Source organism: Amycolatopsis sp. NBC_00345 (assembly GCF_036116635.1).
Taxonomy (GTDB): Bacteria; Actinomycetota; Actinomycetes; order Mycobacteriales; family Pseudonocardiaceae; genus Amycolatopsis.
On the sequence record NZ_CP107995.1, the window covers coordinates 8,473,739 to 8,498,415 of the forward strand.

Here is a 24,677-nt window from a genome sequence, read left to right on the forward strand (position 1 = left end):
TTCCGGCGGCGAAACTGGCTCCATGACCGACGCCGAGCAGATCCGCCGCGTGCGCGACGAACTCGCCGCGCTGGAGGAGCCCGCCGAGTCCCCGGACGGACTGGTGGAGGTGACCGTGGGCGCGCAGGGACAGCTGCGGTCGCTGTGGCTCGACCCGCGCGTCTACCGGAATCAGGACGCCGCGGCGCTGGCCGAGGACATCGTCGAGGCCGTCCGCGAGGCAGCCGAGTCCGCCGAAGCGCGCGCCCTCGCCATCGCCGAACCCGTGCTGGCGCCCGGCGACACCGACCCGTTCCTCGGTCCGGCGCTCGCCGAACTCGGCCGGCTCACCCAGCAGGAGGCCTAGATGACCCAGGGCATGCACATGGACACCGGGGGCACCACCGGGGCGATGAGTTCGCTCGCCTCCGCGGACGCCGCCGTCGAGCAGGCCTGGTCGAGCGCCCGCGGCCAGATCGACGGGATCGGCGGGCAGCTGGGGCAGGGCCCGCTCGGCCAGGCCTTCATGGCCGGCTACCGCCCGGCCGTCACCCAGATCGATCAGACGGTGCAGACGACGGTCACCGCCGGGATGAAGCTCGCCCAGGCGGGCCGGCAGTCCATCGCGGACTACGTGCGCGCGGACAACCAGGCCGCCTCTTCGTTCACCATGCTCGGGCACTGAGGAAGAAAGCCGAGGGGGAGACATGCCGGTCGCCGAACCCACCGATCCGTTGTACGTCGCCGCGAAGGGCTGGTACGACGGCTGGCCGAAGGACAACGAGGACGCCGCCTGGCAGCTGGGCCTGGCCTGGGCCCAGACCGGGGAGAAGATGGCCGCCGCGGGCGCCACGCTCGGCCAGGTCGGGCAGACGGTGACCACGGCGTGGGCCGACCCGGCGGGCGCCGCCGCGGCGGGCAAGGTCCGCGAGCACGCGCAGCAGGTCGCCGGCCTGCCGGACAAGCTGCAGACGGTCGGGATGCTGGTGAACACGTACGCGACCGCGTTGATGAACACGAAGAACGCGATCGTCCAGACCATCCAGGCCAACTCGCCCCTCTACGCCGCCCTGCCCAATGACCAGCTGAAGTCCGCGTTCGCCATGAACGTCTCCACCTCCATCCGGACGACGGTGGAGAAGGAGGCGGGCGAGCTGCAGAAGGTCAAGGTCCAGGGGCTGAACGCGTCCGCGAAGCCGTCGATCGCCAAGGACGGCAAGGAGATCAGCTACAAGGGCGAGGCCAACCTGGAGAAGGCCACCGGCCAGGGCCAGGTCTTGGGCGGCACGGGCTCGTGGGAGCTGACCACCGGCGCCAACGCGCAGGCTTCGGCCGGGGCCAACACCGAAAAGGGGCTGTACGCCAAGGCCGAGGCCGGGGCCGGGGTCAGCGGGAACCTCGCCCTCACCGGGACGGCGGGACCGGTCGGTCTCGGTGGCAAGCTCGACGGCTTCTACGGGCTCAAGGGCAGCGCCGGCGGGTATGCCGGCCTCCAGGGTGTCCAAGGCAAGGCCGACGTCCTGCTGGGTGGCAAGGTTTCCGCACGGGGCCAGGCCTCCTACGGTGGGGTCACCGTCGGCGGTTACGTCGAAGGCTCGGCCGGCATCGGCGGCAAGGCGGAGTGGGGGCTCGGGAAGGGCGAGGACGGCAAGTACCACTTCGGCGGCGGCGGGAACCTGACCGTGGGACCCGGTGGCGGAGGCGGCTTCGACATCGCGGTCGACCCGGCGGAGTTCGGCAAGTCCGTGGACAAGGTCGAGGACGACCTCGGCAACTTCGGCAAGCGCCTGGCCGACGGCGGCTTCTAGGAACAGGAGACCCTGAGATGAATACGACGGTGCCACTGGAGTTCATCGTGCCGACCGGATGGGTGCAGGTGGCCGCCGACACGGTCGGTGCACCGGAGGGCTCGGCGGTCCTGCTCGACGCGGCCACCCGGGGCTCGGGTTTCACCACGAACATCACCGTCGGCGGCGAGGAGGAACCCGCCGGCCGCCGGCTGGCCGACGTGGCCGACGACGTCCTGCGCGACCTGGAGGCGGCCGCGACGGATGTCGTGGCCGACGGGCGTGACGTCCTCGAAGACCCCGACGGCCAGGAAGGCCTGGTGCAGCAGGTCCGGCTGACCGCCGAGATCGACGGGGCGCGGTACCGGCTCGTGCAGTCACAGGTCTTCCGGCCCCTGCCGGGCGCGGTGCTGAGGATCGTGCTCACCGCGACCGAGGACCGGTTTCCCGTACTGGTCAAGGACTTCGAGGCGTTTGTCGGCACGGTGCGGCAGCGTCGCTGACCGGGCTCAGACGCCGGTCGACGGCGTGAGCAGCTTGCCCCCGATGCGCGCGATCTCGGCCTCCGCCGCTTCGGCCGCGGCCCGCACGGTGTCGGTGATCGCCGTGGTCAGGGCCTGGGAGTCGGTGGTGCGGTAGATCCGCGGGTCGAGTTCGAGTTCCAGCAGCCGGCCGTGGCCGTCGGTGGTCGCGCGGATCAGCCCGTCCGGCGAATCCGCGATGCTCCTGATCTCGGCGAGGGCGTCACGGATTTCCCGCAGTGCCGAAGCGAGTTCGCGGTACCGCAGCTGTCCGTCCACAGTGGCCTCCAGTAGGTCGTCTCCGGACAGCCTGCCCGCCGGTCCACCGCAACGGGCCGGGGGTGACCGCTTCCGGCCAGTGGCCGCCGCGGCAGTGCCGGCCGGGGGACCATCACGGGACTATGAAACGAATCGTCGCCCTGCTCGCGCTCGTACCGGCGCTGCTGGCCCTGACGACGTCGCCCGCACAGGCGGCGCCGCCACCGGCCGGCGCCTGCAGCAACGCCGATCCCGCGCACGCCGTGATCGCCCAGCAGCCGTGGGCGCAGCAGCTGCTCGACCCGAAACGGGTGTGGCCGCACAGCACCGGTGCCGGAGTGCTGGTCGCGGTCGTCGACTCCGGTGTCGACTCGGACCACCCGCAGCTGAGCGCGCCGGGGAAAGTGCTGCCCGGCCGTGACTTCTTCTACGCCGGAAGCCTGCCGGGGAACTACGACTGCGTTTCCCACGGCACGGCGGTCGCCTCGATCATCGCGGCCGACCCGGTGGCCGGGGTGGGTTTCGCCGGGATCGCGCCGGGCGCGCAGATCCTGCCGGTGCGGGTCACCGACCGCTCGCTCAACGACAGCGGTGAGCCGCAGCCGATCGACCCCGACGCCGTCGGCAAGGGCATCCGCTACGCCGCGGACCAGGGCGCGAAGGTGATCAACCTGTCGCTTTCGGGGTACAGCGACCTGCCCGCCGTGCGGGACGCGGTCAGCTACGCCGAGTCGAAGGACGTGCTGATCGTTGCGGCGGTGGGCAACCGTGAGCAGAACGCCGCGGGCACCGCGTCCTTCCCGGCCGGTTACGACGGTGTGCTGGGCGTCGGTTCGATCGACATCGCGGGCGCGCGCGACGACAGCTCGCAGATCGGCTCGTACGTCGACCTGATGGCGCCGGGCAAGGGTGTGGTCGCGGCGACCCGGGTCGCCGGGCACGACTACTGGGAGGGCACCAGCTTCGCCGCCCCGTTCGTCGCGGGCGCGGCGGCGCTGGTGCGGGCCGCCTGGCCGGGGCTGACCGCGCCGCAAGTGGCGCAACGGCTGATCGCCACCGCGAGCATGGCCCGCGGCGGGGCGGGCAGCCAGGAGTACGGCGCCGGCGTCGTCGACCCGTACCGCGCCGTGACCGAGGGCCTGACCGGCGCGCCCGCGGTGATGCCCGCCGTCGCTCCGCAGGCCGTCGACGTCGCCGCCGAGCGGGAACACGCGTGGTGGGCGCGGGCCGGGGCCAAGGCGGAACTTCTCGCCGGTGTACTGGTGCTGGTGTTGGTGCTGGCCTTGATCTTCGCGCTGGTGGCGCGCCGTGGCCGCGGTCGCCGCTGGCGCGCCGGACGGTCGGCGCCGCGGCTGATCACCGTCACGCGGGAGGAACCGCCGGAGCAGATGTTCCTGTTCCCGCCGCCCGCGGTGGAGCGGCCGCCGTCTTGATTCCCGCGGTCCTGTTCTCAGTTGCTCCCGACCAGGTTCAGGATCGCGATGATCAGCACGCAGGCGATGCCCACGCCCTGCATGACCTTGGCCGACGCGGGAGCCGGGTTCCCGGCCTTCACCGCCGAGCGGGTCTTGACCAGGGCGGCTATCAGCAGAATGCAGCCGATCGGCGCGAGCACGATGCTCAGCCAGTCGATCATCACCGGGTTCATCGGGGCACCTGTTTTCCTTGCGGGGACGGCTGTCCGGCCCATTGTCGTGACGCTGACCGGGACCGGTCCCGGTCACCGGCGAAACGCCGTCAAGGACTCCTTGCCTACCTTCAAAGTAGGCAAGGAGTCCTTGACGGCCGCTGAGAACGCAGGACTAGATGGTCACACTGCCCACCCGGGCCTTGGCCGAGGAAAGAGCCTGCTGCAGCTCCCCGTTGGCCTTGACCACGCCGCCGCGCAGTGCGGTCAGCATGTCCTGCTGGGCGGTCGAGACCTGCTGCCAGGCCTGGTTCACCTCGGAGAACTGGCCACCGGCCTGGTCCAGCCAGTCGTTGGCGGTGGCGCCGGACGCGGTGCGCCAGGTGTCCATCTCCTGCTGCACCTTGCCGACCGTGCCCATGATCTGCGAGGCCAGCGAGTCGAGCTGGCCGAAGTTGCCCTTGATCAGCATGTCAGGCTCCCGCTGTGTTGAGCGCGCCACCGAACGGGGACATCCCGCCGGCCGCGTGCAGGCCGGACGCGCTGGCCTGGTCGGCCATGTCGTAGGTGTTCGAGGAGTACTTCGTGTTCTCGCCGAGGTGGTTCAGCGCCGCGGTGAGCCGGGTGATGCCCTGCTCCCAGTTCGCGTGCGCGGCGTCGAACGCCGGGCGCGCCGTGCCTTCCCACTGGCCCTTGAGCGCTTCCACGGTCGGCCGCAGCGCAGCCTGGTGCGACTGGATGTTCGTGGACACCGTGCCTGCCATCTGCGCGCCGCGCTGGAGGCTTTCTGTGACGCCGTGAAGCTGGTCGCCGTTCGGCATGGGCTTGCTCCTTCCCAACGAATTCCCACTGGATGGGTGCACCGGCGGTCGGTGCCCGCGATCCGAAGCTAGGCCCGCGCCCCCGCGTCCGGGGCGGTCGAGGCCTGTTCCTGCCACGGCCGCCCGATGGCCCGGACCGGCGGTGATGATCCCCGGGAGACACATGGAGGAGGCAGACGTGGCGACAGTCGTGGTGCGCAGGCCGGCCCGCCGCCCGGCGCCGGAGATGCCGTCGGGCGAGCTGGTGCTGGACGCGCCGCCGGAGCTGCCGACGGCGCCCGGCCGCGGGTGGACGCAGGTGCTCACGGTGCTGCCGATGGTGGCCATGATGGGCGCGATGGTGCTGATGTTCAGCGGCTCCGGCAGCTTCGGCGGCGGCAACAACACCATGCGGTACGTCGTGTTCGGGCTCTTCGGCGTCGCGATCGTCGGCATGCTCCTGCTGTCGTTCCTCAACGGCGGGGGCGCGTCCAAGCGGGAGATGGGCTACGCGCGGCGGATGTACCTGCGCGAGCTGGCCCAGCACCGGATGCGCGTCGCCCGCACGGCCCGGCGCCAGAGTGACGCGCTGTGGTACCTGCACCCCGAGCCCGACGCGCTGTGGTCGGTCGCGGCGAGCCACCGGCTGTGGGAGCGCCGCCGCACGGACCCCGACTTCGGCGCGGTCCGGATCGGCCTCGGCCGCCAAAGCCTGGCCACCCCGCTCGTCGCGCCCGACACGAAGCCGCTGGAACAGCTGGAACCGTTGTCCGCCTTGGCTTTGCGCCGGTTCATCACCACCTACTCGGCCATCGACGGGCTGCCGCTCGCACTCGCGATCGACGGCTTCGCCCGGATCCACCTCGGCGGCGACCAGGAGCGGGCGACCGGGCTGGTGCGGGCGATGCTCGCGCAGCTGGCCACCCTGCAGTCGCCGGACGACCTGCGGTTCGCGGTGTGCGTGTCGCCGGAGCGGCTGCCCGACTGGGAGTGGGTCAAGTGGCTGCCGCACGCGCTGCACCCCGAGCGCACCGACGCGGTCGGCCCGCTCCGGCTGGTCGCCACCGCGATCACCACGCTCGAGGTGATGCTGGAGGACGTGCTCGCGAACCGGCCGCGGTTCGACCCGATGTCCTCGTCCCGGGTGTCCGGGCCGCACCTGGTGGTGGTGCTCGACGGCGGCTCGTTCGCCGGCTCGGACCACCTGATGACCGTCGGCGGCGTCGAGGGCGTCACCATGGTCGACCTCACCACCGTGCCGCCGAACACCCCGGAGCCGACCACGCTGGTGCTGGACGTCGGGCCGGACGGCACGCTGACCAACCTCGCCGGCACCGACGAGACCGAGCTGGGCGAGGCCGACCGGCTGCCGTTGCCGATGGCCGAAGCGCTCGCGCGGCAGCTGGCCCCGCTGAGGCTGACCGCCGCCTCCCGCGGCGAGCAGCCGTTGAGCGCCGAACTCGGCCTGGACGGTCTGCTGGACCTCGGCGACCCGTTCGCCTTCGACCCGGCCGACACCTGGCTGCCCCGGCCGAGCCGCGACCGGCTGCGCGTCAAGTTCGGCATCCGGCCCGACGGCACCCCGATCGAGCTGGACCTCAAGGAGTCCGCGCAGGACGGGATGGGCCCGCACGGCCTGCTGATCGGCGCGACCGGCTCGGGCAAGAGCGAGCTGCTGCGCACCCTGGTCCTCGCGCTGGCGATCACGCACTCGCCGAACACACTCAACTTCGCGCTGATCGACTTCAAGGGCGGCGCGACGTTCACCCGGCTGGACAAGCTGCCGCACACCAGCGCGGTGATCACCAACCTCGCCGAGGAGCTGCCGCTGGTCGACCGGATGACCGAGGCGATCAACGGCGAGCTGATCCGGCGTCAGGAACTCCTGCGCGCGGCCGGGAACTTCTCGTCCCTGCGCGACTACGAAAAGGCGCGCAGCTCCGGCGCGCCGCTGCCCGAGGTCCCGACGCTGCTGGTGGTGTGCGACGAGTTCAGCGAGCTGCTCTCGGCCCGCCCGGACTTCATCGACATGTTCGTCCAGATCGGCCGGGTCGGCCGGTCGCTCGGTGTGCACCTGCTGCTCGCTTCGCAGCGGTTGGAAGAGGGGCGCCTGCGCGGGCTCGACACGCACCTGTCGTACCGCATCGGCCTGCGGACGTTCTCCGAGATCGACAGCCGCGTGGTGCTCGGGGTGACCGACGCGTTCACCCTGCCCCGCGCGCCCGGGCACGGCTTCCTGAAGTTCGGCGACGAGCCGATGGTCCGGTTCCGCTCGGCCTACGTCTCCGGTGTGCACACCGCGGGCGCGGTCACCGGCGGCACCGGCCCGGCCCAGCTGCCCGGCATGCAGGCCTATTCCACGGCCTACGTCGCGCCGCCGGTCGAGGAGGACGAGCAGGCCCGCCCGGCCGGCGACCCGGACGAGGCGATCGGCGAGAGCCTGATGGACATCCTGGTCGACCGGTTCGCCGGCCGCGGGGTGCCCGCCCACCAGATCTGGCTGCCGCCGCTGGCGGATCCCTCCACTGTGGACGGTCTGCTCGGGCCGGCCGTCGTCGACCCCGTGCGGGGGCTGCAGGCGGGCGACGCCGGCCTGCGGGGCAGCCTCAAGGCGGTCGCGGGAGTCGTCGACCGGCCGTTGGACCAGCGGCGTGACCCGCTGGTGCTGGACCTGTCCGCGGCGGCCGGGCACCTGGTCGTCACCGGGGCGCCGCGCTCGGGCAAGAGCACCGCGCTGCGGGCCGTGATCACCTCCCTGTCGCTCACCCATACCCCGCGTGAGGTGCAGTTCTACTGCCTCGACTTCGGCGGTGGCGGGCTGGCGTCGCTGCGCGGGCTGCCGCACGTCGGCGGGGTCGCGGGACGCCAGAGCGCCGGCGCGGTCCGGCGCACGGTCGCCGAAGTGTCCACTGTGCTCGCCGAGCGGGAACGCCGGTTCGCCGAGGAAGAGGTCGACGGGATGGCCGCCTACCGCGAGCTGCGCCCGGACGACGACCCGTACGGCGACGTGTTCCTCGTGGTCGACGGCTGGCCCACGCTGCGCAAGGACTACGAAGACCTGGAGGACGTCGTCGGCGCGATCGCCGCCCGCGGACTCGCGTACGGCGTGCACGTGATGGCGTCCTGCTCACGCTCGTTCGACATCCGCCCGACCGTGCGCGACCTGTTCGGCAGCCGGATCGAGCTGCGGCTCGGCGACCCGGTGGACACCATGGTGGACCGGATGAGCGCGCTGAACGTGCCGGAGAACTCGCCCGGGCGCGGCATCACGAGCACCGGGCACCAGCTGCTGATGGCGCTGCCGCGGATCGACGGCCGCGAGAGCGTCGACGACCTGCCGCGCGGAGTGTCCACAATGGTCACCGCGGTGGCCGGGGCATGGCCGGCCGAGCCCGCGCCGAACGTCCGGCTGCTCCCGGCGAAGCTCGCGTTCGAGGCCCTGCCGCCGCGCGACGACCCGGCCGCGCACCGGCTTTCGATCGGCATCGCGGAGAAGGACCTGGCGCCCGTCCAGCTCGACTTCTCCGCGGACGCGCACCTGCTGCTGCTCGGCGACGCCGACTCCGGCAAGACCGCGTTCCTGCGCACGCTGGCCCGGCGCATCACCGACTCCTACACCCCGGAACAGGCGCGGGTGCTGCTGGTGGACCACCGCCGCGGCCTGCTCGGCGAAGTCGGCCAGGACCACCTGCTCGGCTACGGCACCGACCTCGCCACCACCACCCGGCTGATGAACGACGCGGCGCGGGCGATGGCCGAGCGGCTGCCGGGACCGGACGTCACGCCGGAGCAGCTCCGCGCGCGCAACTGGTGGCAGGGGCCGGAGCTGTTCGTGCTCGTCGACGACTACGACCTGGTCGCGTCGGTGATGGAGAACCCGTTCCTGCCGTTGATGGAGTACCTGGCGCAGGGCCGCGACATCGGGCTGCACGTCGTGCTGACCCGGCGCTCGGGCGGTGCCGGACGGGCGTTGTTCGAACAGTTCCTCGCGCGCGTGCGCGACGTCGGGTCGCCGGGGCTGATGCTCTCCGGCGACCGCGAGGAGGGCCCGCTGCTCGGTGGGCTCAAACCCGAGTCCCTGCCGCCAGGACGCGGCAGGTTGATCACCCGGCGTGAGGGTGCCCGGCTGCTTCAGCTGGCCTGGCTGCCGCCGCGCGAGTGACGCGAAGTGACGGCTAATCGAGTGCGAAGGAGGGCGAAATGGCAGAAGGACTGAGCGGGCTCAGCGAGTCGATGATGAAGTTCAGCCCGCAGATGGATTCGGGTGGGCTCAACCGGCAGGGTGGAGCCGCGGCGGGCGGGGGCATGCAGGAAGGGACGGCGTTCGCGCAGGCGGAAGAGGCGTCCGCGCAGAAACTCCAGCAGTTCATGGAACAGGTGAAGCAGGGTTTCGGCGCGTACGCCGGGATCGCCCGTGCCTCCGCCTCGGACTACCTGAACGCCGACCAGTCGGGGCAGCAGACCATCGCGAAGACGCAGGATCTGTCTCCGTTGAAGTCCTCGGCCCCGGTGCACCCGTCGTTGCTGTTCCCCTCTGCGGGAGGTAACTGATGAGCTACACCGGAATGGCGTTCCCCCAGCAGGTCCAGGTCATGAACGCCACCAAGCCGCTGGCCCAGGTGGCCTCGCAGGCGGCCCAGATGTGGCAGCAGGCCGGGACCCAGCTCTCCGGCGCGTCCTCGTCGCTGCAGGGCCAGCTCCAGGCGCTGGAGCCGGACTGGACCGACGAGGCCGGCGCCCAGATGCAGCAGCGCGGCGGGCAGAGCAAGGCGGACATCGATTCGTGGACGGCCGGGATCAGCCAGACCGTCAGCGCGCTCACCGGGCTCTCGTCGGCGATCACCAGCACCGGTCAGCAGATCGACCAGCTGGTCGCGATGCTGCAGGCGAACCCGCTGATGGCGGCGCTGATGATGCCGATCCTGCAGCAGCAGGCCGGCGGGCTGATGGACCAGCTCGCCCAGCAGTTCACCTCCGCCACCCAGGCGGTCTCGGGCGCCCAGGGCAACGAGTGGAGCGGCCCGACCGGCAGCTCCGGCGGCGGTGGTTCCGCCGGCGGCTCGTCCGGGGGCTCGTCCGGCGGCGGCCAGTCGGCGAGCGCGTCGAGCGGGGGTGACGGCGGTGCGAGTTCCTCGTCTTCGGCGTCGGGTGACCAGGCGTCGGCCTCCGGCGGTGATGACGCTGCGGCCGGGGACGACGCGTCGCAGCAGGACCCGGCGACCGGCGACGACGGAAGCCAGGATCCGGGCCTCAGCGGCGACCCGTCGCTGTCCGGGCTGGGCGGCACGGTGGCCCCGATCGCGCCGCCGACCCTGCCTCCGCTGCCGCCGATGACGTCCGTGCCGCCGCCGTCGTTGCCCGGCGGGTTCGCGATGCCGATGGGTGGACTTGGCGGGCTGGGCGGGCTGGGCGGCGGTGGTGGCCGCGGCTTCGGCGGGCCGTCGGTGCCCGGCGTCCGGCTGGGCGGTGGCGGGCTGAAACCGTTGCCGCAGGCGGCTTTCCCGGTGGCCCAGCAGGTCACGCCGACCACGACCGGGCAGGCTCCGGCGGTCCCCGAGGCCGAGCCGGTCCAGCCGTCGGGCGGCAGCGGTGGCGGCGGCGGGATGCCGATGGCGCCGATGTCCGGCCTCGCCGGGGCCGGTGGCGCCGGTAGCGGTGGTGGCACGCCGGGTTCCGGTGCCCTGCAACGGCCGTCGCAGGGTCGCGGCCCCCGCCGCACGAACCCGCCCGGCCTGCCCGCCGCGTTGCGCGGGAAAGCGGGCCGGACCGACCCGGCGGCGTTCGCGCCACTCGCCCGCACCGTCCGCCGTGACCGGGCCGACGACCCGACCACGGTAGAGCTGCTGGACGAGGACCTCTGGCAGGTCGGCGACCAGGGCGCCCCGAGGCTCGAGCCGCCCGCACCGCCGCGTCGCCTGGCTCGCTGAGCCAGGGCACCCGGCCTGAACAGCTCGTGAGTGTTTATGACGGTTAGTGCCTGTTTGTGATCCCGGTTTCGGGTATGGGTCGGGCCTCTGCTAGTGATCTTGACACCACATCTCGATCTCTAGCAGAGGCCCGGTTTCCCTTTGTACCTTGCCGTGGATCGGCCCACGTCAGTGGGCTGTCGTTCCCGTCGCTACCCGTCGGGCACCACCGATGCCGAGTGGGCGTTGCTGGAGCCGTTGCTGCCCAGGCCTGCATGTGCGACCGAGCTGGGTGGCCGGCCGGAGAAACATCACCGGCGCGCGGTCGTGGACGCGCTGCGCTACGTGACCGACAACGGCATCAAATGGCGGGCGTTACCAGCGGACTTCCCGCCATGGCAGACGGTGCACGGATTCTTCACCCGCTGGAGCAAAGCCGGGGTGTTCGACAAGATCCGCGACCGGTTGCGCGAGAAGATCCGGTCGCGAGCGGGGCGGAATCCGGCGCCGTCCGCAGCGGTGATCGACTCCCAGTCGGTCAAGGCCGCCGAGACCGTCGGCCGCCCGTCGCGCGGCTATGACGGCGGGAAGAAGATCGACGGCCGCAAACGCCACATCGCCACCGACACCCAAGGACTGCTGCTGGTGGTCCTGATCACCGCAGCCAGCGTGCAGGACCGCGCCGCAGCCCGCGACCTGCTCTCGGCGCTGCACACCGCCTACCGCGGCATCACCTGGGTCTGGGCCGACGGCGGCTACACCAGCAAAGCACTGGTCGACTGGGCACAAGACACACTGCATCTCACCTTCGACATCGTGAAGAAAATCGTCGGCCAGACCACCTTCATCATCCTGCCCCGGCGCTGGGTCGTCGAACGCACCTTCTCCTGGATCACCCAAGCACGCCGCAACGCCCGCGACTACGAACGACTACCCGACCACTCCGCCGCATTCGTCAACAACGCCATGATCACTATGATGACCAGACGCCTCACCCGCCCAACAAAGCGGGCCAGAACCACCTAACCAAGTTCCAAGACAGGCACTTAGAACCGTCATAAACACTCACGAGTCTTACCGCCGACGGTCATGGCGAGCGGGGCGGAGGCGAGCTCACCCACGCCGGTCGTTGTCGCGGCCGTCACCTGGGCCTGTCCGTTGCGCTGCGCGAGCGCGTTCCCGTCCGGCAGGATCCGCACGACGCCGGGACGGCTGCTGCGGTAGCTGACCGGCCCCAGCACCGGGAGCACGTGGTCGGCGTTCACCGTGGTGGCGTCGTGGTCGACCGCGACCGACTGGGCGGGCATGTCGACGGTGTCCGCCCGCGCGTTCAGGCCGTTGTCGTACCGGTTCCGCGCGATCCGCACGTCCGAGGAACCCCGGAAGACGAACAGCGAAGTCCGGTACTCCGTGCCCGTGGCCACCGTCTGCAACGGGGTGCGCTCGCCCACGGCCGGGCACCGGTTCTGCGCCTGCACCTGGAGAAGCGACGCGCGATCGAGCCGCCGCACGGTGTTGCCGGTGAAGCTGAACCCGCCGACGCTCTTGGCGTCGACCAGGTTGACGTCACCGATGTCGAAGGTGTTGTCCTCGACCTTGATGTTGTGGTGCACCGGATGCGCCGCGTCGAGCACCTGGTTGGTCGGCTCGACGAAGATGACGCGGCTCGACGGCCGGGTGAAGACGTTCCGGCGGATGGTGACGTCGTCGACCGGACCGGACTCGTACCACTGGTAGGCGTCCGCGGAGATGTAGACGCTGGACATGGTCATGCCGTCGAAGAGGTTGTCCTCGATCACCACCGGCTTACGGGTGGTGACCAGGATGCCGCGGGTCGGCACGTTGCGGAAAGTGTTGCCGGACACCAGGACCGACGGGGTGTAGGTGACGTTCTCCACCACGCTGCCGCCGATCGTCACGGCGTCGGGCACCGGCCGGTCGAGGGTGATCGTCATGTCCGTCAACGATTTCGTGTGGTCCATCCCGCTGGGGCCGTCGACGGCGGTGACGACCGCCTGGCCGCCGTCCGCTCGCATCGTCTGCTTCGTGGTCAGCTCGACCGTGTCGCCGACGTGGAACTGCGGGAACCCGGCGGTCTCGGGGTGTTTGTAGCTGACGGTGAGGCTGTTCGGCGTGGGCTTGCCGGTGACCTCGAGGTAGGTGCCGTGGATGTTGATCGGGTCGTCCTGCGGCCCGTCGAAGACGTTGCCCGTGATCGACACCTTGCCCTTGACCCCGGACATCTGCAGGAAGTCCGCGGAGGACGCCGTCGAGCGCCCGGAGGCCGGGTCCGGCCGGAAGTTGTTCCGGTCGATGGTGACGTTCTCGCTGAACTGGGCGACCAGGCCGAACGTCTGCATGTAGTAGGCGTTGAGCCCGCGCACGACGACGTCCTTGGAGTTCCAGATGAACGCGCCCGGCTGCTCGCGGGTGGTCTGCCGCATCTCGTAGACGAGCCCCCGGTCGGTGGACGCCGCCGGGCTCGCGTAGTCGATGCGGATCTTCCGGCCGCCGAGGTCGGTGATGGCCTGAACGCCGGTGAACAGCGGATTGTCGGCCCGCCAGGCCGTGTTCGCCACGGGGTCGTGGATCTGGAGGTACTGCATCCCGTCGACCCCGGACCAGTACGGCTGCCCGGTGGCCGGGCTCGTCTCGCCGAGCCAGGTGATGTGGTTGTCCGCCACGCGATAGGGACTTCCGGCGGGCAGGGTCAGTACGCGGTACCCGTGCCCGTCCGCGGTGCCGGTTTCGCTGACCGTGGCGTCGATGACCTTGGGCGCGACGTAATCGAAGGCGAAGTTCGTGAAGGTGACGCCGGTCGACCGGATCGAGGCGAACGCCGTCTGGAGGCCGTGGTAGTTCAGCTTGGAGCCTTGGCCGTCGATGGTGACGTCGCGCATGTCCTCGACGAGCACCCCGATCTTCTTGTCCCGGTAGGCCTGATCGGCGCCGACGGTGTTCGAGACGTACAGCTCGCGCGTCTCCGCCTGCTCGGGGTACAGCTGGTAGACGCCCTTGGGGAACACCACCCGGACGGGCCGGGAGAGCGTCTTCGCGTACTTCAGCGCCGCCTTCACGGCCGGCGCCGAATCGGCGACGCCTGTCCGATCGGCGCCGAACGAGGTCACGTCGACCACCTTCGCGGCCGCCGCTGGGTCCGCGTTCGCTGGCGCTTGTCCACAGCCGAGGAGAACGAGTACCGCGCCGGCGAAGATTCCCGCCGCGCGCCGAGCCGGGCCGTGAGCCATCGATCCTCCGAACCTCTGGGTCGCCGGCGGCCGGGAGGCCAGACATCCAACGAATATCTGCCTGAACCCTCGGTAGACGGACGCGATCGCCACTGATGCTGCCGAGATTGTGGAATACATCCGACTTCTGTGCAAGCCCCGCTACTCACCGCAGTGCTTGCCTGGCGATCACGTCGACGTCGAAATTGTTCTCGCCGGTGCGGCCACGCCGGCCATCGCAGGGGACCCACCCGGCCGCCGCAGTCAGCGTGAACTGACCCGGCGTTACGTCACCACTGCCGTAACGCCGAAGCGTGGTCCAGTCCAGGCCCCTGCGGCACCCGGGCCATCAGCCCGGCGGGGATCCGGACCGGCGGGATGCCGCGGTAGCCGAGGGAGTCGAGGAGGTCCGGGCTGCTCAGCGGGTACGCCCGGCCCAGGTCGGTGACCACGGCATAGGTGCCGGCCGGGGCCTGGTCGCTCGGCATCACCTCGACGACCGCCGCCGTCCCCGGCGGCACGAGCACCTGGTCGGCCAGCGCGACACCGCCGGCGGTCCGGCCCGGCGTGGTGTTCGCCGGGGGCGGCAGCTCGTCGCCCACGCTCACGCTCGGGACGGACGCGGCCGGCGCGAAGGTCAGGCAGACGCGGTCCGACCCGGCGGCGAACACCGGCCGGGCCGCGGGCGGGTCGGTGTCGGCCGCCGCCGGACGGGCGGCCACCGTCGCCCCGCTCACCTCGATCGGGCTCAGCCGCACCGGGAACGGCTCCGCGCCACCGTAGGCGCCGGTCGTCGGCCGGTACGCGCGCTGGATTTCGTACTCCAGCGGGGTGATCGGCCGCAGCTGCCCGGTTTCGGCGAGGTAGTACTGGTTTTCCATGGTCAGGAGCTGGCCGGCGAGCAGGTCCGGGCGGCCGGGCACCGCGTGGGACGGCTTTCCGGCGTCCGGCACCGGGATCGGCGTGAGCGGGGCGCCCACGGGCAGGACGTCCACGACCGCGGCGCCGACCCGGGTGCGCGGCGCCGAGCCGAGCGCCAGCTCGACCGTGACCGCGTCCGCGGCGGCGATCTTGTGCCGGTAACCGCCGGCCACCAGGTACTCGTCGCCGGTTTCCGGGGTCTGCACGAGCAGCGCGCGGTCGCCGAGCGGAGTGCCGCCGGGCGCCTGGTGCCCGACGAGCAGGGCCGAGCGGTACGTCGTGGCGCCGGTGAGGTCGGTGCCCGGCTGCGAGCACAGCGTCCAGCCGTCGCGCAGCACCTGGTCGGGCCCGGGCAGCGCGTCCGGCGCGTCCTGGATGCCGATCCGCGGGCCACGGGGGACGCCGGTGAGGGAGTTCGCCGAAACCGACGTCGTCGCCGCGTGGCTGCCGAGTGCGAGCAGCGCGGACGCGTAGTTCGTCACCGGGTCGAGTTTCCCGTTGAGGTAAACGAATCGGGTGCCGGTCTCCTTCTCGACGATCACCGACTTGCCGTCCTGCCAGCTGTGGTCGCCGCCGGGGGAGAGCAGGCCGTACACGCCGGCCGCGGCGAGCGCGATGACGGAGACCACGATCCCGGCGACGGCGGCGCCCGCGGGGAGCCTGAAGGGCGGCTGTTCGGGGTCGGTCTCACGGGTCACCAGCGCGGAAACCGTGCGCTGCAAGAGGAACTGGTGGGCTTGGAGCCGATCGCGCGAGGTTGCCATGTCAGCCGCCCAGCCCGCGCAGGTAGCCGTACAACCCGAGCACCGCGCACACCACGGGCACGACGGCCAGCACGATCGCCACTTCGAGCAGCTCGGCGTAACGGCCCCAGCGAGGGCTCGAAGCCCGGGTACTGCGCCGTAGCCCGATGACGATGACCAAAGAGGACAGTCCTAACAGGACTGGCCCGGCCACGGTCAACGGCCCGGCGGCGAGCAGGGGACCGAGCGTCAGCACCGTCACCCCGGATCCGGCGGCGAGCAGCCAGGCGACCCGTTGGGCCAGCACGGGGTGCAGCCGCGCGCGCAGGGTGAAGCCGACGGTGAGCAGGATGGCCAGCACCAGGGCGGAGGTTCCGCCGTCGCGGACCAGCAGCAGGAGCGACGGCACGGCCGCGATGACCGCGCCGCACACCAGCCCGGTGAGCAGACCGTCCGCGCGGACGACGGTGGCGTACACCGCGGACCGGGACGGCAACGGCTCGTCGCGGAGCAGATCGGCGGTGCCACGCGGGAGCACCGGGATCGGCATCCGCGCGGCCCGGATCGACAGGGGCGCGAGCAGCGGCGAGAAGGCGAGCGCGCTCCCCGCGACGACCGCCGCGGCACCGGCGGTGCCGAACGTGTCCATCGTCGCGAGCCAGCCGCCGATCACGGCCAGCAGCCCGCTGGTCGACCCGGCGATGAACAGCGCCGGCCGGTCGACGACGCCGAGCAAGCCGAGTACGGCCGCCAGCAACAGGGCCGCCCCGGCCGCGATCAGCTGCGGCGCACCGAGCCCGGTCAACGGCCGGTCCCCCGCGAACAGCAGGCCGCCGCCGGCGAACGCGAACGGCAACGCGGCCGCGGCGAGGACCGAGCCGGCCCCGGCGTCCCCCGCGGCTCGGGCCAATGCCGTCCCCGCGACCAGCAACAACAGCGCAGCACCGAGCGCCCACGCGGCGGGCCATGGCCACGGCGGCCCGGCGAACGCCACCGCGGCCAGCGCCAGCAGCGCGATCGCGGAGCCCGCCACGAGCCCGGCCCGCCGGGTGTGCCGCGGGTCCCAGGCGCTGCTGGCGCGTTCCGCCCCGGCGGCGATCGCGGCGACGAGGTCGTCGTACTCCAGCTCGGGCCATTCGGTACGGGCCGGGACGAGGTTCAGCACCTCGCCGTCGAGCACCCGGTGCGTGGCGAGGGTGCTCGCGCCGCCGAGCACGGTGCCGTCGGGGCGGCGGAGCACCCAGCCGCCGTTCGGCACGCCCTGGTCGGCCAGGTGCTCCCCGGCGTGCTGCAGCAGGCCGGGCAGCAGTTCGGCGATCGGGGACCGTTCGGGCAGGGTGAGATCGACGCGGCGGGCCGGAGCCGCCACGGTGACCCGGACTAGGCCGATGGTGGGCATGCGGGTCTTCCTTTCGCAAGGGGCGCCGCGGCGGCAGCAACCTGCCGGGACGGCCGCGGGTGGCTCGGACCTCTCCTACGATGGGGGCACGGCACCTGCGGTGGAACAGGGTCGGCAGCTAGCGGACACGGAGGTCAGGCGTGTGGGGCGACTCGGCGGTTTACGGCGAGCGGACGGGGCGGTGACCGCGGTGGCGACGACCCTGCCCGGCGGCGACTGGACCCTGGTCGGCCCCGGGCCGATCGCAACCACCTACGCGAGTCATTCGGGTGGCGTCCCGGTGGCGCTGAAGGTGTTCCCGGCCCGGTTCGACCGCGTGACGCTCTCCGCGGTGGAACGGGAGCGGACCCGCCTGCGCGGCGTCGCCTCGGTGCTGCCGGTGGACGGGGTCGAGCAACTGCCGGACGGCAGGCACGTCCTGCGGATGGAACTGTGCGCCCAATCGCTGGCGACGCTCCTGCCCCGCGTCGGGCAACTCTCGCCGTCCGACACCGTGGTGCTCGGCCACGCGCTGGCGACCGCGCTCGCCGGCGCCCACGCCGCCGGGGTGGTGCACGGCGGGGTGACGCCGTCGAACGTGCTGTTCCGGACGTCCGGACAGCCGGTTTTGGCGGACTTCGGGGTGGCACTGAGACTGGCCTTCCCGCGCGACCCGGTGCGGGTGCTGGAGTACCTCGCCCCGGAGACGCTGCGCACGGAAACCCTGGACGAGCGAACGGATCTCTACGGCCTCGGCGCACTTTTGCACGTCGCCCTCACCGGCAGGCACCCCTTGCCCGGCCAACTGGGCGAGCCGGTGGGGGAGCGCGTGCTCCGCGTCTTGCGTACCCCCGTCCCGGCGATCCACCAGCCTGGTGTCCCGACGGAACTGTCCACTGTGGTCGGACGGTTACTGGCTCCGGACCCGGCGCATCGGCCTCCGGGTGCGGCTTGGGTGGTGGATCAGCTGGCGGAGATGATTTCTCGGTTGGCTGCGCCTGCCCCGCCTGCACCCGCAGCTGCCTATGGCTCTGCCTCCGCTCCGGCGCCCATTCATGCGCCCGTGCCCGCTGCTGGGTTTGTACCTGCCTCCGCGCCCGCTGCCGGGTCCGCAACGGGCCCTGCCGTTGCGCCCGCTCCTGCTGACCCTGCCACTGCTCCCGCGCCAGCGCCTGCATCCGATACTGGCCCTGCTGTCGCGCCCGCACCTGGAACCGGCCCTGCGCCCGTCCCCGCCGCTGGCCCTGCACCCGCTGGCCTTGCGCCCGCTGCCGGACCTGCGCCCGTTCCCTCGCCTGGCAATGACCCGGCGTTCGCCCCATCTGCGCCGACGGGAGCCCCTTCTCCTGGGGCCAGCGGCTACCCGAATCCCCAGTACCCCAGCGCCCCGACGCCCACCGGGCCGGTCGCGCCACCTCCCGTGGCGCCGGATCCTCTCCGCCCCACCGCAGCCGAGCCGGAGCAGCCCGCATCGTCCATCGCCGGAGAGCCGGAGCCAGAGACCTGGCAAGGCGAGTTCGACGATTTCGGGGCACCAGAAGGCTCCAGCATGAACGGCTCCGGCATGAACGACCCAGGCGTGGACGGCTTTGACGACCCGTCGCCGGTCGAGTTGCCGCCTTCGGTTGTCGCGGAGTTGCCGTCCAGTCCGGTTTTGCCTGGCGTTCCGCAGGCTGCGGAGCCGGCGGAGCGGAAGCGGCGGGTGCGCTGGGACGTGGTCGTCGGCGGGCTGGTCGCGGTGTGCGTCGTCGCTGCCGGGCTGGTGTTGCTGCTCGGGGGTGGATCGGACGACCTCACCACGGTGGCGCGGACGCCGCCGCCCGCGCCGCCGTCCGGGGCGCCGGCCGCGGTCACCCTGGAGCTGGCCGAGCCCGCCGACCACGGCAACCAGGTCACGCTCAGCTGGAGCAGCAGCTCCGACAGCGTCGACTACGCGGTGATCGTCGCGCCCGAGGGCGAGCCGAACCGCGCGATCCTGGCCCAGCGACTGCACACGCTCACCGTCCCGGTCGACCCGCTGCGCCGGTACTGCTTCGAGGTGCAGGCCACCGACAGCCGCAGCGTCTACAAGAGCGCGCCCCAGTCGATCCGCGGCGCGACCTGCCACCGTTAGGGAAACCGCTGGCCCCTCCTGGGACAATGGTCGACATGACTGCTTGTCGAAAGGTCGATGCCGCGTAGACGGCCCGGCGCGATGCGCGCCGACGTGCGATGCAGCGTTGGGCGGTACGGCGCCGAGGGCGAACCGCCGCCCAGGCCGATGTGGGGGTTGTCGGCTCGGGCGGCGGCTGCGATCCGGCAGGTCGATCGAAGGTGCTTCTGGCCGCGGGCGACCGAGACGGCCCTGAGTCGCTACCGCGCGTTCCTCACGTCGGGGCGGTGGCCGCTCTACCCACAGCGCGAGGACTGCCCCTGCGACGGTTGCTCCCTCGACGACGTCCGGGTAGCGCGCGACGTCCTCGAGGAAGTCCTCTGTCGGCTGCCGCCGCGTGAGCGGGTGGAGCTGCGGCGGCTCGTCTCGCCGTTGGACCAGCGGTACCTATCGTTGACGCCACCGGATCCGTTCGCGCGCAACGGTTCGTGGTGGCACCAGCGGCTCGCCGCCGAGGACCGGGGCGCGTCTTGACAGTCCATTGTGGTCAGCCCGGCGGGGCGTCCGCGATCGCGTTGAGGGCGGTTACCACGGTGCGTTCCTCGTGGGCGAAGTGGACGTCCAGCTCGGCGGCCAGACGGTCCAGCTCGGCGACATCGACGGCCGTCCGCAGTTCGCGCTGGATGCGGGCCACCGTGGCGTGCTGCGCCGTGAGTTTTGCCAGTTCCGTTGCGAGGGCAGGGAAACGCAGAGCGAGCATCGGAAAGGTGGCGGCGTCCTCACCACCGTGGTGACGGTCCAGCGCGGTGCAGAAACCGGCGCAGTGGGCGCGCAGGTCAGGCGGCGAAAGCGTCACATCACCTTGCATGGCCTGGGCACGCAGGGACGCCAGCTCGTCGCGCAGCCAGCGGTGGACCTCGACGAGCCAGTCACCCATGCCCTTCACGCGGTCGAGCCGGTGGAGGACGACCACGGGAATCACGCGAGTGGTCTTCGCCTGGTACTCGGCGTATCCCGGTGCAACCTCGATGACACGCGCGAAGAGGCTGTCGCGCTCTGGCGCCGGTGGGATGCCCGCGTACGCGTCGTACGTGCTGTCGCCGGTCTCGACGGTGACACGCGGGTTGCCGCGGACGTTGTGGAACCAGTCCGGGTTCCGCGCCGCCCCGCCGGCCGACGCGATGACGACACCGGTGCCGTCCAGCTCGACGTAGCCGAGCAGACTTTCCCGGCGTAGCCCCGTTTTCGCGCCGGTAGTGGTGAGCAATGCCAGGCCCGGCATCCGCTCGGGGTTCTCGCGAAAAGTGGTGATCAGATCCATGTGGTCCTTTCCCTGCTGGTGACGGGAGGTGGGAACCACGGCGAACGGGTACACGAAAGCCCGCAGGCTGCCTACCTGGAGGAGGGCGCGCTGAAACCCGGAAACCCTTGGGTGACAACGACTGCGGGAAATCCGGGAATCCGGACTCCGTGGTGGCTGAGTAGCCGGTACCTCCATGCGTAGGCCCATCCGGGGCGCACGGCGAAATTAGCACGGAATCCGGAACGCGGGCAAGGCGGCGAAGAAAGACCGCGCACTCAGGGCCGGTGCTCAAGACCGTCGAGGATGCGGTTCAGGCCGTAGGTGAAGTTGTCCTCGCGGGTGGCGTCCGGAGTGTCGTCCGCGCGGTCCAGCAGGGTGCGCAGGCGCGGGTACGGCTCGGCGGCGGCCAGCGCGGCCGGGCGGAGGCCGGCGATCCACTCGGCCTCCGCCCGGCCGCTGCGGGCGAGCGCGGTCAGCCACGCGGCCTCGGTGGTGCTCACGCCGATCACGTACGCGACCACGGCGCTGACGGCCTGGTCCGCGTCCTCCAGCGTGAAGCCGTCGGCCTCCAGCGCGGTCAGCAGGTTTTCGTTGAGGCGCATGACATTCGGGCCCAGGTACGACAGCCCGACCTGGCCCAGTACCGATGCCATCCACGGGTGGCGCAGGACCATTGCCCGCACGCTGTGGGCGGCGGCCGTCAGCGTGCCGCGCCAGCCTTCGGCGGCCGGGTTCTCCAACTCGCCGTACGCCTCGTCGACGACCAGCTCGATGAGCTCGTCCTTGTTCGCCACGTGGCGGTAGAGCGAGGTCGCGCCGGCGCCGAGGCGGGTGCCGAGATTGCGCATGCTCAGCGTGTCGAGCCCGTCGGCATCCAGCAGGCGGATGGCCTCCGCGACGATCTGCGCCCTGGTCAGCGCCGGTTGTTCCTTGCCTCGCCGCGGGCGGGTCCAGACGGATTCAGCCATGGCCCCACCCTAGCGCACGACGTACGCACTTGACGAACACTCCACCCGTATGAGTACAGTGTGCGCAGAAACGGAACACTGTGCGCAAGGAGACGAAGATGACGGCGACGTTGAGCGATCCGGGAACCGCGGTCCAGCGGAACCCCCGGCGCTGGCTGATCCTGGTAGTGCTCTGCCTCAGCACGCTGGTGCTGGTGATCGACAACATGGCGCTGACGGTCGCGGTGCCGTCGCTGACCGAAGACCTCGGCGCCACCGCGTCGGACACGCAGTGGATCCTCGACTCGTACCTGCTGGTCTTCGCGGGGCTGCTGCTCACGTCGGGCAGCCTGGCCGACCGGTTCGGGCGGCGCCGGGTGATGATCATCGGGCTCGCGCTGTTCGGCTGCGCGTCGCTGGTGGCGACGCTCGCGTCGAGCCCCGGTGAGCTGGTCGCCGCGCGGGTGGTGATGGGCGTCGGCGGCGCGTTGATCATGCCGAGCACACTGTCGATCCTGATCACGGTGTTCGACGAAGAAGAGCGCCGCAAGGCGATGGCCGCCTGGAGCGCGGTCGCGATGGTGGGCTTCATCGGCGGGCCGGTGCTGGGCGGCGTGCTGATCGCGTGGTTCTGGTGGGGCGCGGTCTTCTTGATCAACGTGCCGATCGCGGTGCTCGCCATCGTCGCGGCCGTGGTGCTGATGCCGGAGTCGAAGGGCCCGTGGCGCAAAGCCGACCCGCTGGGCGCGGTGCTCTCGGCCGTCGGGATGACGGCGCTGGTGTGGATGATCATCGAGCTGCCGCACGGCTCGGCCGGCTCGACGCTCGGCGCGCTCGTGGTGGCCGTGCTCGCGCTGGGCGGGTTCGTGGTGTGGGAGCTGCGGACGCCGTCACCGATGGTGCCGCTCGGCCTGTTCCGGGCCCGCAACTTCACCGGCGGCTCCCTGTCGCTCACGCTGGTCCAGGTCGGAAACGGCGGCCTGCTGCTGGTGTTCACGCAGTTCCTGCAGTTCGTGCTCGGCTACTCGCCGACGCAGGCGGGGCTGGCGTTCCTGCCGATGGCCGTCTCGTCGCTGCTGTTCAACACTCTCGGCGCGACGCTGGGGCAGAAGTTCGGCAACCGGGTGCTGACGGTGTCCGGGTTGCTCGTCGCGGCGGCCGGGTTCGGCCTGCTGGCGACGGCGTCGTCGAGCTTCCTGGTGGTGGGCCTCGGTTTGTTCGTGCTCGGCGCCGGCGGCGGCCTGGCGATGCCCGCGGCGATCGCCGCCCTGATGGGGACGGTGCCGGAGGAGCACGCCGGCGTCGGGTCCGCCCTCAACGACACCATCCAGCAGCTGGGCGCCGCTCTCGGCGTCGCGGCGCTGGGCAGCGTCCTGTCGAGCGGGTTCCGCTCCACCATGCCGGACGCCACTCCGCTGGCCGACGCCGTCCGGGTGCCGGCGCTGGCGGACACCGCGCGCTCCGCGTTCACCTCGGCGATGTCGACGACGTTCCTGGTGAGCGCGGTCGGTGTGGTCGTCGCGGCGGTGCTGGCCGCAGTGGTACTGAAGGACAAGCGATGAACTTCTCCGTTACGCACTGGCAGAAGCGGCTCGACGACCTGCGCGTCGCCCACCACGTTCCCGGGGCGTCGCTGGCGGTGCTGGCCGACGGCGAGATCCACGAACTGGCGAGCGGGCTGCTGCACCGCGGCACCGGCGTCGAGGCGAGCACGGGGTCGGTGTTCCAGGTCGGGTCCATCACCAAGATCCACACGGCGACGCTGGTGATGCGGCTCGTCGACGCCGGCGAGCTGGACCTCGACGCGCGGGTGGTCGACGTGCTGCCGAGCTTCGCGACCGCCGACCCCGCCGCCACCGGCCGCATCACCGTGCGGCAGCTGCTGTCCCATACGAGCGGCCTGACCTGCGACTTCACCCACGACACCGGCCGTGGGGACGACTGCCTGGCGCGCTACGTCGAGGCCGCCGCGGGTGTGGCCCTCGACTGTCCACCCGGGACGGCCATCTCCTACAGCAGCGTGGGTTACAACGTGCTCGGCCGGATCGTCGAGGTGCTCACCGGCAAGACCTGGGACGAAGCGGTGCGGGACCTGCTCTGCGCGCCGCTCGGCTTGACGCACACGGTGACGCTGCCGGAGGACGTGCTCGCCTTCCGTGCGTCGATGGGCCACCTGGGCGAGCCGGGCGAGTGGCCGGACCCGGCGCCGTCGTGGAACCCGCTGCCGCGGTCGTCCGCGCCCTACGGCGGACAGCTGTGCGCCACGGCCGCGGACATCGTCCGGCTGGCGCGCCTGCACCTGGACGATGGTGTGGCGCCGGACGGGACGCGACTGCTCGGCGCCTCGTCCGTCGCGGCGATGCAGCGGCCTGAGACGGACACGCCGGACCACTGGACGGTTTCCTCCGACGGCTGGGGCCTGGGCTGGACGTTGTACGACTGGGGCGGAATCAGCGGTTTCGGCCACGACGGCGCGACGATCGGCCACTACGCCTACCTGCGCGTCGTGCCGGCGGCCGGCGTCGTGGTGGCGCTGCTGACGAACGGCGGCGACGCGCGCCACCTGTACGAGTCCCTGGTCGGCGAACTGCTGTCCACGCTGGCGGGGGTGGAGCTGCCGCCTCCGTTCGCACCACCGGCTGTTCCCTCCACTGTGGACATCGGGTCCGTCGCGGGCCGGTACCGGCGGGAGGGGGTCGCGATCACGGTGGAGGGACGGGCCGAGGTGCCGTGGTTGCGGTACGAGTTCGTCGACGGCATGGCCGGGCTGGCGCCGGCGATCGAGGCGGAGCTGGTCCCGGTATCGGGGACGGTCTTCGCCGCCCGCGTCGCCGGGCCCTTCAGCGGCGATTGGATGCCGGTGGTGTTCGCGACGCTGAGCACGGGGACGCCGTGTGTCTACATCGGACTGCGGGCTGCGCCGAGGGTTGTGGGGTGACTCCGTGTGTGGCTGGGGTCGGTGTGGTGGGTTGGTTTCCGGTGTGTCTCGACTGCGGGGGTGGCTGTCAGGGTTGGTGCGGGGGTGGGGGGCGTGGCGCCTGGCTTTGTCTGGGGGGAGTGGTGGCTGGCGGGGTTGGTGTGGTGGTGGCGGTGGGGCGAGCGTGACGGCTGGGTTTGTCTGGGTGGGTGGTGGCGGTTGCCGGGGTTGGTGTGGTGGGGCGGGGCGGGCGTGGCGGCTGGGCCTGTCT

At 71.7% G+C, this 24,677-nt stretch carries 21 protein-coding genes; 12 read left to right on the top strand and 9 right to left on the bottom strand.

Going from position 1 to position 24,677, the window contains the following annotated elements:
* Positions 1-22: 22 nt before the first annotated feature.
* The 4 genes from OG943_RS38325 to OG943_RS38340 are packed head-to-tail and all read left to right on the top strand — an operon-like array spanning position 23 to position 2,269.
* Positions 23-346 carry a YbaB/EbfC family nucleoid-associated protein gene (locus OG943_RS38325; RefSeq protein ID WP_328605801.1) on the top strand — a complete coding sequence of 108 codons (324 nt, stop codon included), beginning with the start codon at positions 23-25 and terminating at the stop codon, positions 344-346.
* Complete coding sequence (locus tag OG943_RS38330) at positions 347-664, top strand: hypothetical protein (protein WP_328605802.1); 318 nt, start codon at positions 347-349, stop codon at positions 662-664.
* A gap of 22 nt (positions 665-686) precedes the next feature.
* A complete protein-coding gene (locus tag OG943_RS38335) occupies positions 687-1,787 on the top strand; it encodes a WXG100-like domain-containing protein (RefSeq protein ID WP_328605803.1) in 1,101 nt (366 codons plus the stop codon).
* A gap of 17 nt (positions 1,788-1,804) precedes the next feature.
* Positions 1,805-2,269, top strand: a complete 465-nt coding sequence (locus OG943_RS38340) for a hypothetical protein (RefSeq protein WP_328605804.1) — start codon at positions 1,805-1,807, stop codon at positions 2,267-2,269.
* Positions 2,270-2,275: 6 nt separating this feature from the next.
* Here the strand turns inward: OG943_RS38340 and OG943_RS38345 are convergent, their stop codons facing one another.
* Positions 2,276-2,566, bottom strand: coding sequence for a YbaB/EbfC family nucleoid-associated protein (locus tag OG943_RS38345; RefSeq protein ID WP_328605805.1), 291 nt, complete (start codon positions 2,564-2,566; stop codon positions 2,276-2,278).
* Between the two features lie 122 nt (positions 2,567-2,688).
* Here OG943_RS38345 and mycP point away from each other — a divergent pair, with 122 nt between their 5' ends.
* Positions 2,689-3,978: a type VII secretion-associated serine protease mycosin gene (gene mycP, locus OG943_RS38350; protein WP_328605806.1), complete on the top strand. Its 1,290-nt coding sequence runs from the start codon at positions 2,689-2,691 to the stop codon at positions 3,976-3,978.
* A 17-nt stretch (positions 3,979-3,995) separates the two neighbouring features.
* On the opposite strand, the gene OG943_RS38355 is transcribed toward mycP, so the two are convergent.
* The 3 genes from OG943_RS38355 to OG943_RS38365 form a co-directional block, all read right to left on the bottom strand.
* Positions 3,996-4,193, bottom strand: a complete 198-nt coding sequence (locus OG943_RS38355; RefSeq protein WP_328605807.1) for a hypothetical protein — start codon at positions 4,191-4,193, stop codon at positions 3,996-3,998.
* Positions 4,194-4,347: 154 nt separating this feature from the next.
* Entirely contained in the window at positions 4,348-4,644 is a 297-nt protein-coding gene (locus OG943_RS38360; protein ID WP_328605808.1) for a WXG100 family type VII secretion target, read from the bottom strand.
* Position 4,645: 1 nt separating this feature from the next.
* The gene (locus OG943_RS38365) at positions 4,646-4,993 is read right to left on the bottom strand and encodes a WXG100 family type VII secretion target (RefSeq protein WP_328605809.1); all 348 of its coding nucleotides are present in this window, start codon (positions 4,991-4,993) and stop codon (positions 4,646-4,648) included.
* Between the two features lie 178 nt (positions 4,994-5,171).
* On the opposite strand from OG943_RS38365, the gene eccCa reads away from it, so the two are divergent.
* The 4 genes from eccCa (at position 5,172) to OG943_RS38385 (ending at position 11,904) form a co-directional block, all read left to right on the top strand.
* Entirely contained in the window at positions 5,172-9,134 is a 3,963-nt protein-coding gene (gene eccCa, locus OG943_RS38370) for a type VII secretion protein EccCa (protein ID WP_328605810.1), read from the top strand.
* Positions 9,135-9,172: 38 nt separating this feature from the next.
* A complete protein-coding gene (locus OG943_RS38375; protein ID WP_328605811.1) occupies positions 9,173-9,523 on the top strand; it encodes a hypothetical protein in 351 nt (116 codons plus the stop codon).
* On the top strand, positions 9,523-10,899 hold the full coding sequence (locus OG943_RS38380; RefSeq protein WP_328605812.1) for a WXG100 family type VII secretion target: 1,377 nt from the start codon (positions 9,523-9,525) through the stop codon (positions 10,897-10,899). Before OG943_RS38375 ends, OG943_RS38380 begins: the two co-directional genes overlap by 1 nt.
* Before the next feature lie 171 nt (positions 10,900-11,070).
* A complete protein-coding gene (locus OG943_RS38385; protein ID WP_328612261.1) occupies positions 11,071-11,904 on the top strand; it encodes an IS5 family transposase in 834 nt (277 codons plus the stop codon).
* Positions 11,905-11,933: 29 nt separating this feature from the next.
* Here the strand turns inward: OG943_RS38385 and OG943_RS38390 are convergent, their stop codons facing one another.
* The 3 genes from OG943_RS38390 to eccD form a co-directional block, all read right to left on the bottom strand.
* Positions 11,934-14,006 (bottom strand): hypothetical protein, encoded by a 2,073-nt coding sequence (locus tag OG943_RS38390; RefSeq protein ID WP_328605813.1) that lies wholly within the window; start codon positions 14,004-14,006, stop codon positions 11,934-11,936.
* A 389-nt stretch (positions 14,007-14,395) separates the two neighbouring features.
* Complete coding sequence (gene eccB / locus OG943_RS38395) at positions 14,396-15,790, bottom strand: type VII secretion protein EccB (RefSeq protein WP_328605814.1); 1,395 nt, start codon at positions 15,788-15,790, stop codon at positions 14,396-14,398.
* 1 nt (position 15,791) lies between these two features.
* A complete protein-coding gene (gene eccD, locus OG943_RS38400) occupies positions 15,792-17,168 on the bottom strand; it encodes a type VII secretion integral membrane protein EccD (RefSeq protein ID WP_328605815.1) in 1,377 nt (458 codons plus the stop codon).
* A gap of 190 nt (positions 17,169-17,358) precedes the next feature.
* Between eccD and OG943_RS38405 the strand changes: the two genes are divergently transcribed.
* Positions 17,359-19,260, top strand: coding sequence for a serine/threonine protein kinase (locus OG943_RS38405; protein WP_328605816.1), 1,902 nt, complete (start codon positions 17,359-17,361; stop codon positions 19,258-19,260).
* Between the two features lie 526 nt (positions 19,261-19,786).
* On the opposite strand, the gene OG943_RS38410 is transcribed toward OG943_RS38405, so the two are convergent.
* Complete coding sequence (locus OG943_RS38410) at positions 19,787-20,614, bottom strand: nitroreductase/quinone reductase family protein (protein ID WP_328605817.1); 828 nt, start codon at positions 20,612-20,614, stop codon at positions 19,787-19,789.
* Positions 20,615-20,817: 203 nt separating this feature from the next.
* Positions 20,818-21,510: a TetR/AcrR family transcriptional regulator gene (locus OG943_RS38415; RefSeq protein WP_328605818.1), complete on the bottom strand. Its 693-nt coding sequence runs from the start codon at positions 21,508-21,510 to the stop codon at positions 20,818-20,820.
* 98 nt (positions 21,511-21,608) lie between these two features.
* On the opposite strand from OG943_RS38415, the gene OG943_RS38420 reads away from it, so the two are divergent.
* Together OG943_RS38420 and OG943_RS38425 are read left to right on the top strand one after the other, a co-directional pair.
* A complete protein-coding gene (locus OG943_RS38420) occupies positions 21,609-23,051 on the top strand; it encodes an MFS transporter (RefSeq protein WP_442874631.1) in 1,443 nt (480 codons plus the stop codon).
* Positions 23,048-24,427, top strand: coding sequence for a serine hydrolase domain-containing protein (locus OG943_RS38425; protein ID WP_328605820.1), 1,380 nt, complete (start codon positions 23,048-23,050; stop codon positions 24,425-24,427). The genes OG943_RS38420 and OG943_RS38425 overlap by 4 nt, the downstream gene beginning before the upstream one ends.
* Positions 24,428-24,677: the final 250 nt, after the last annotated feature.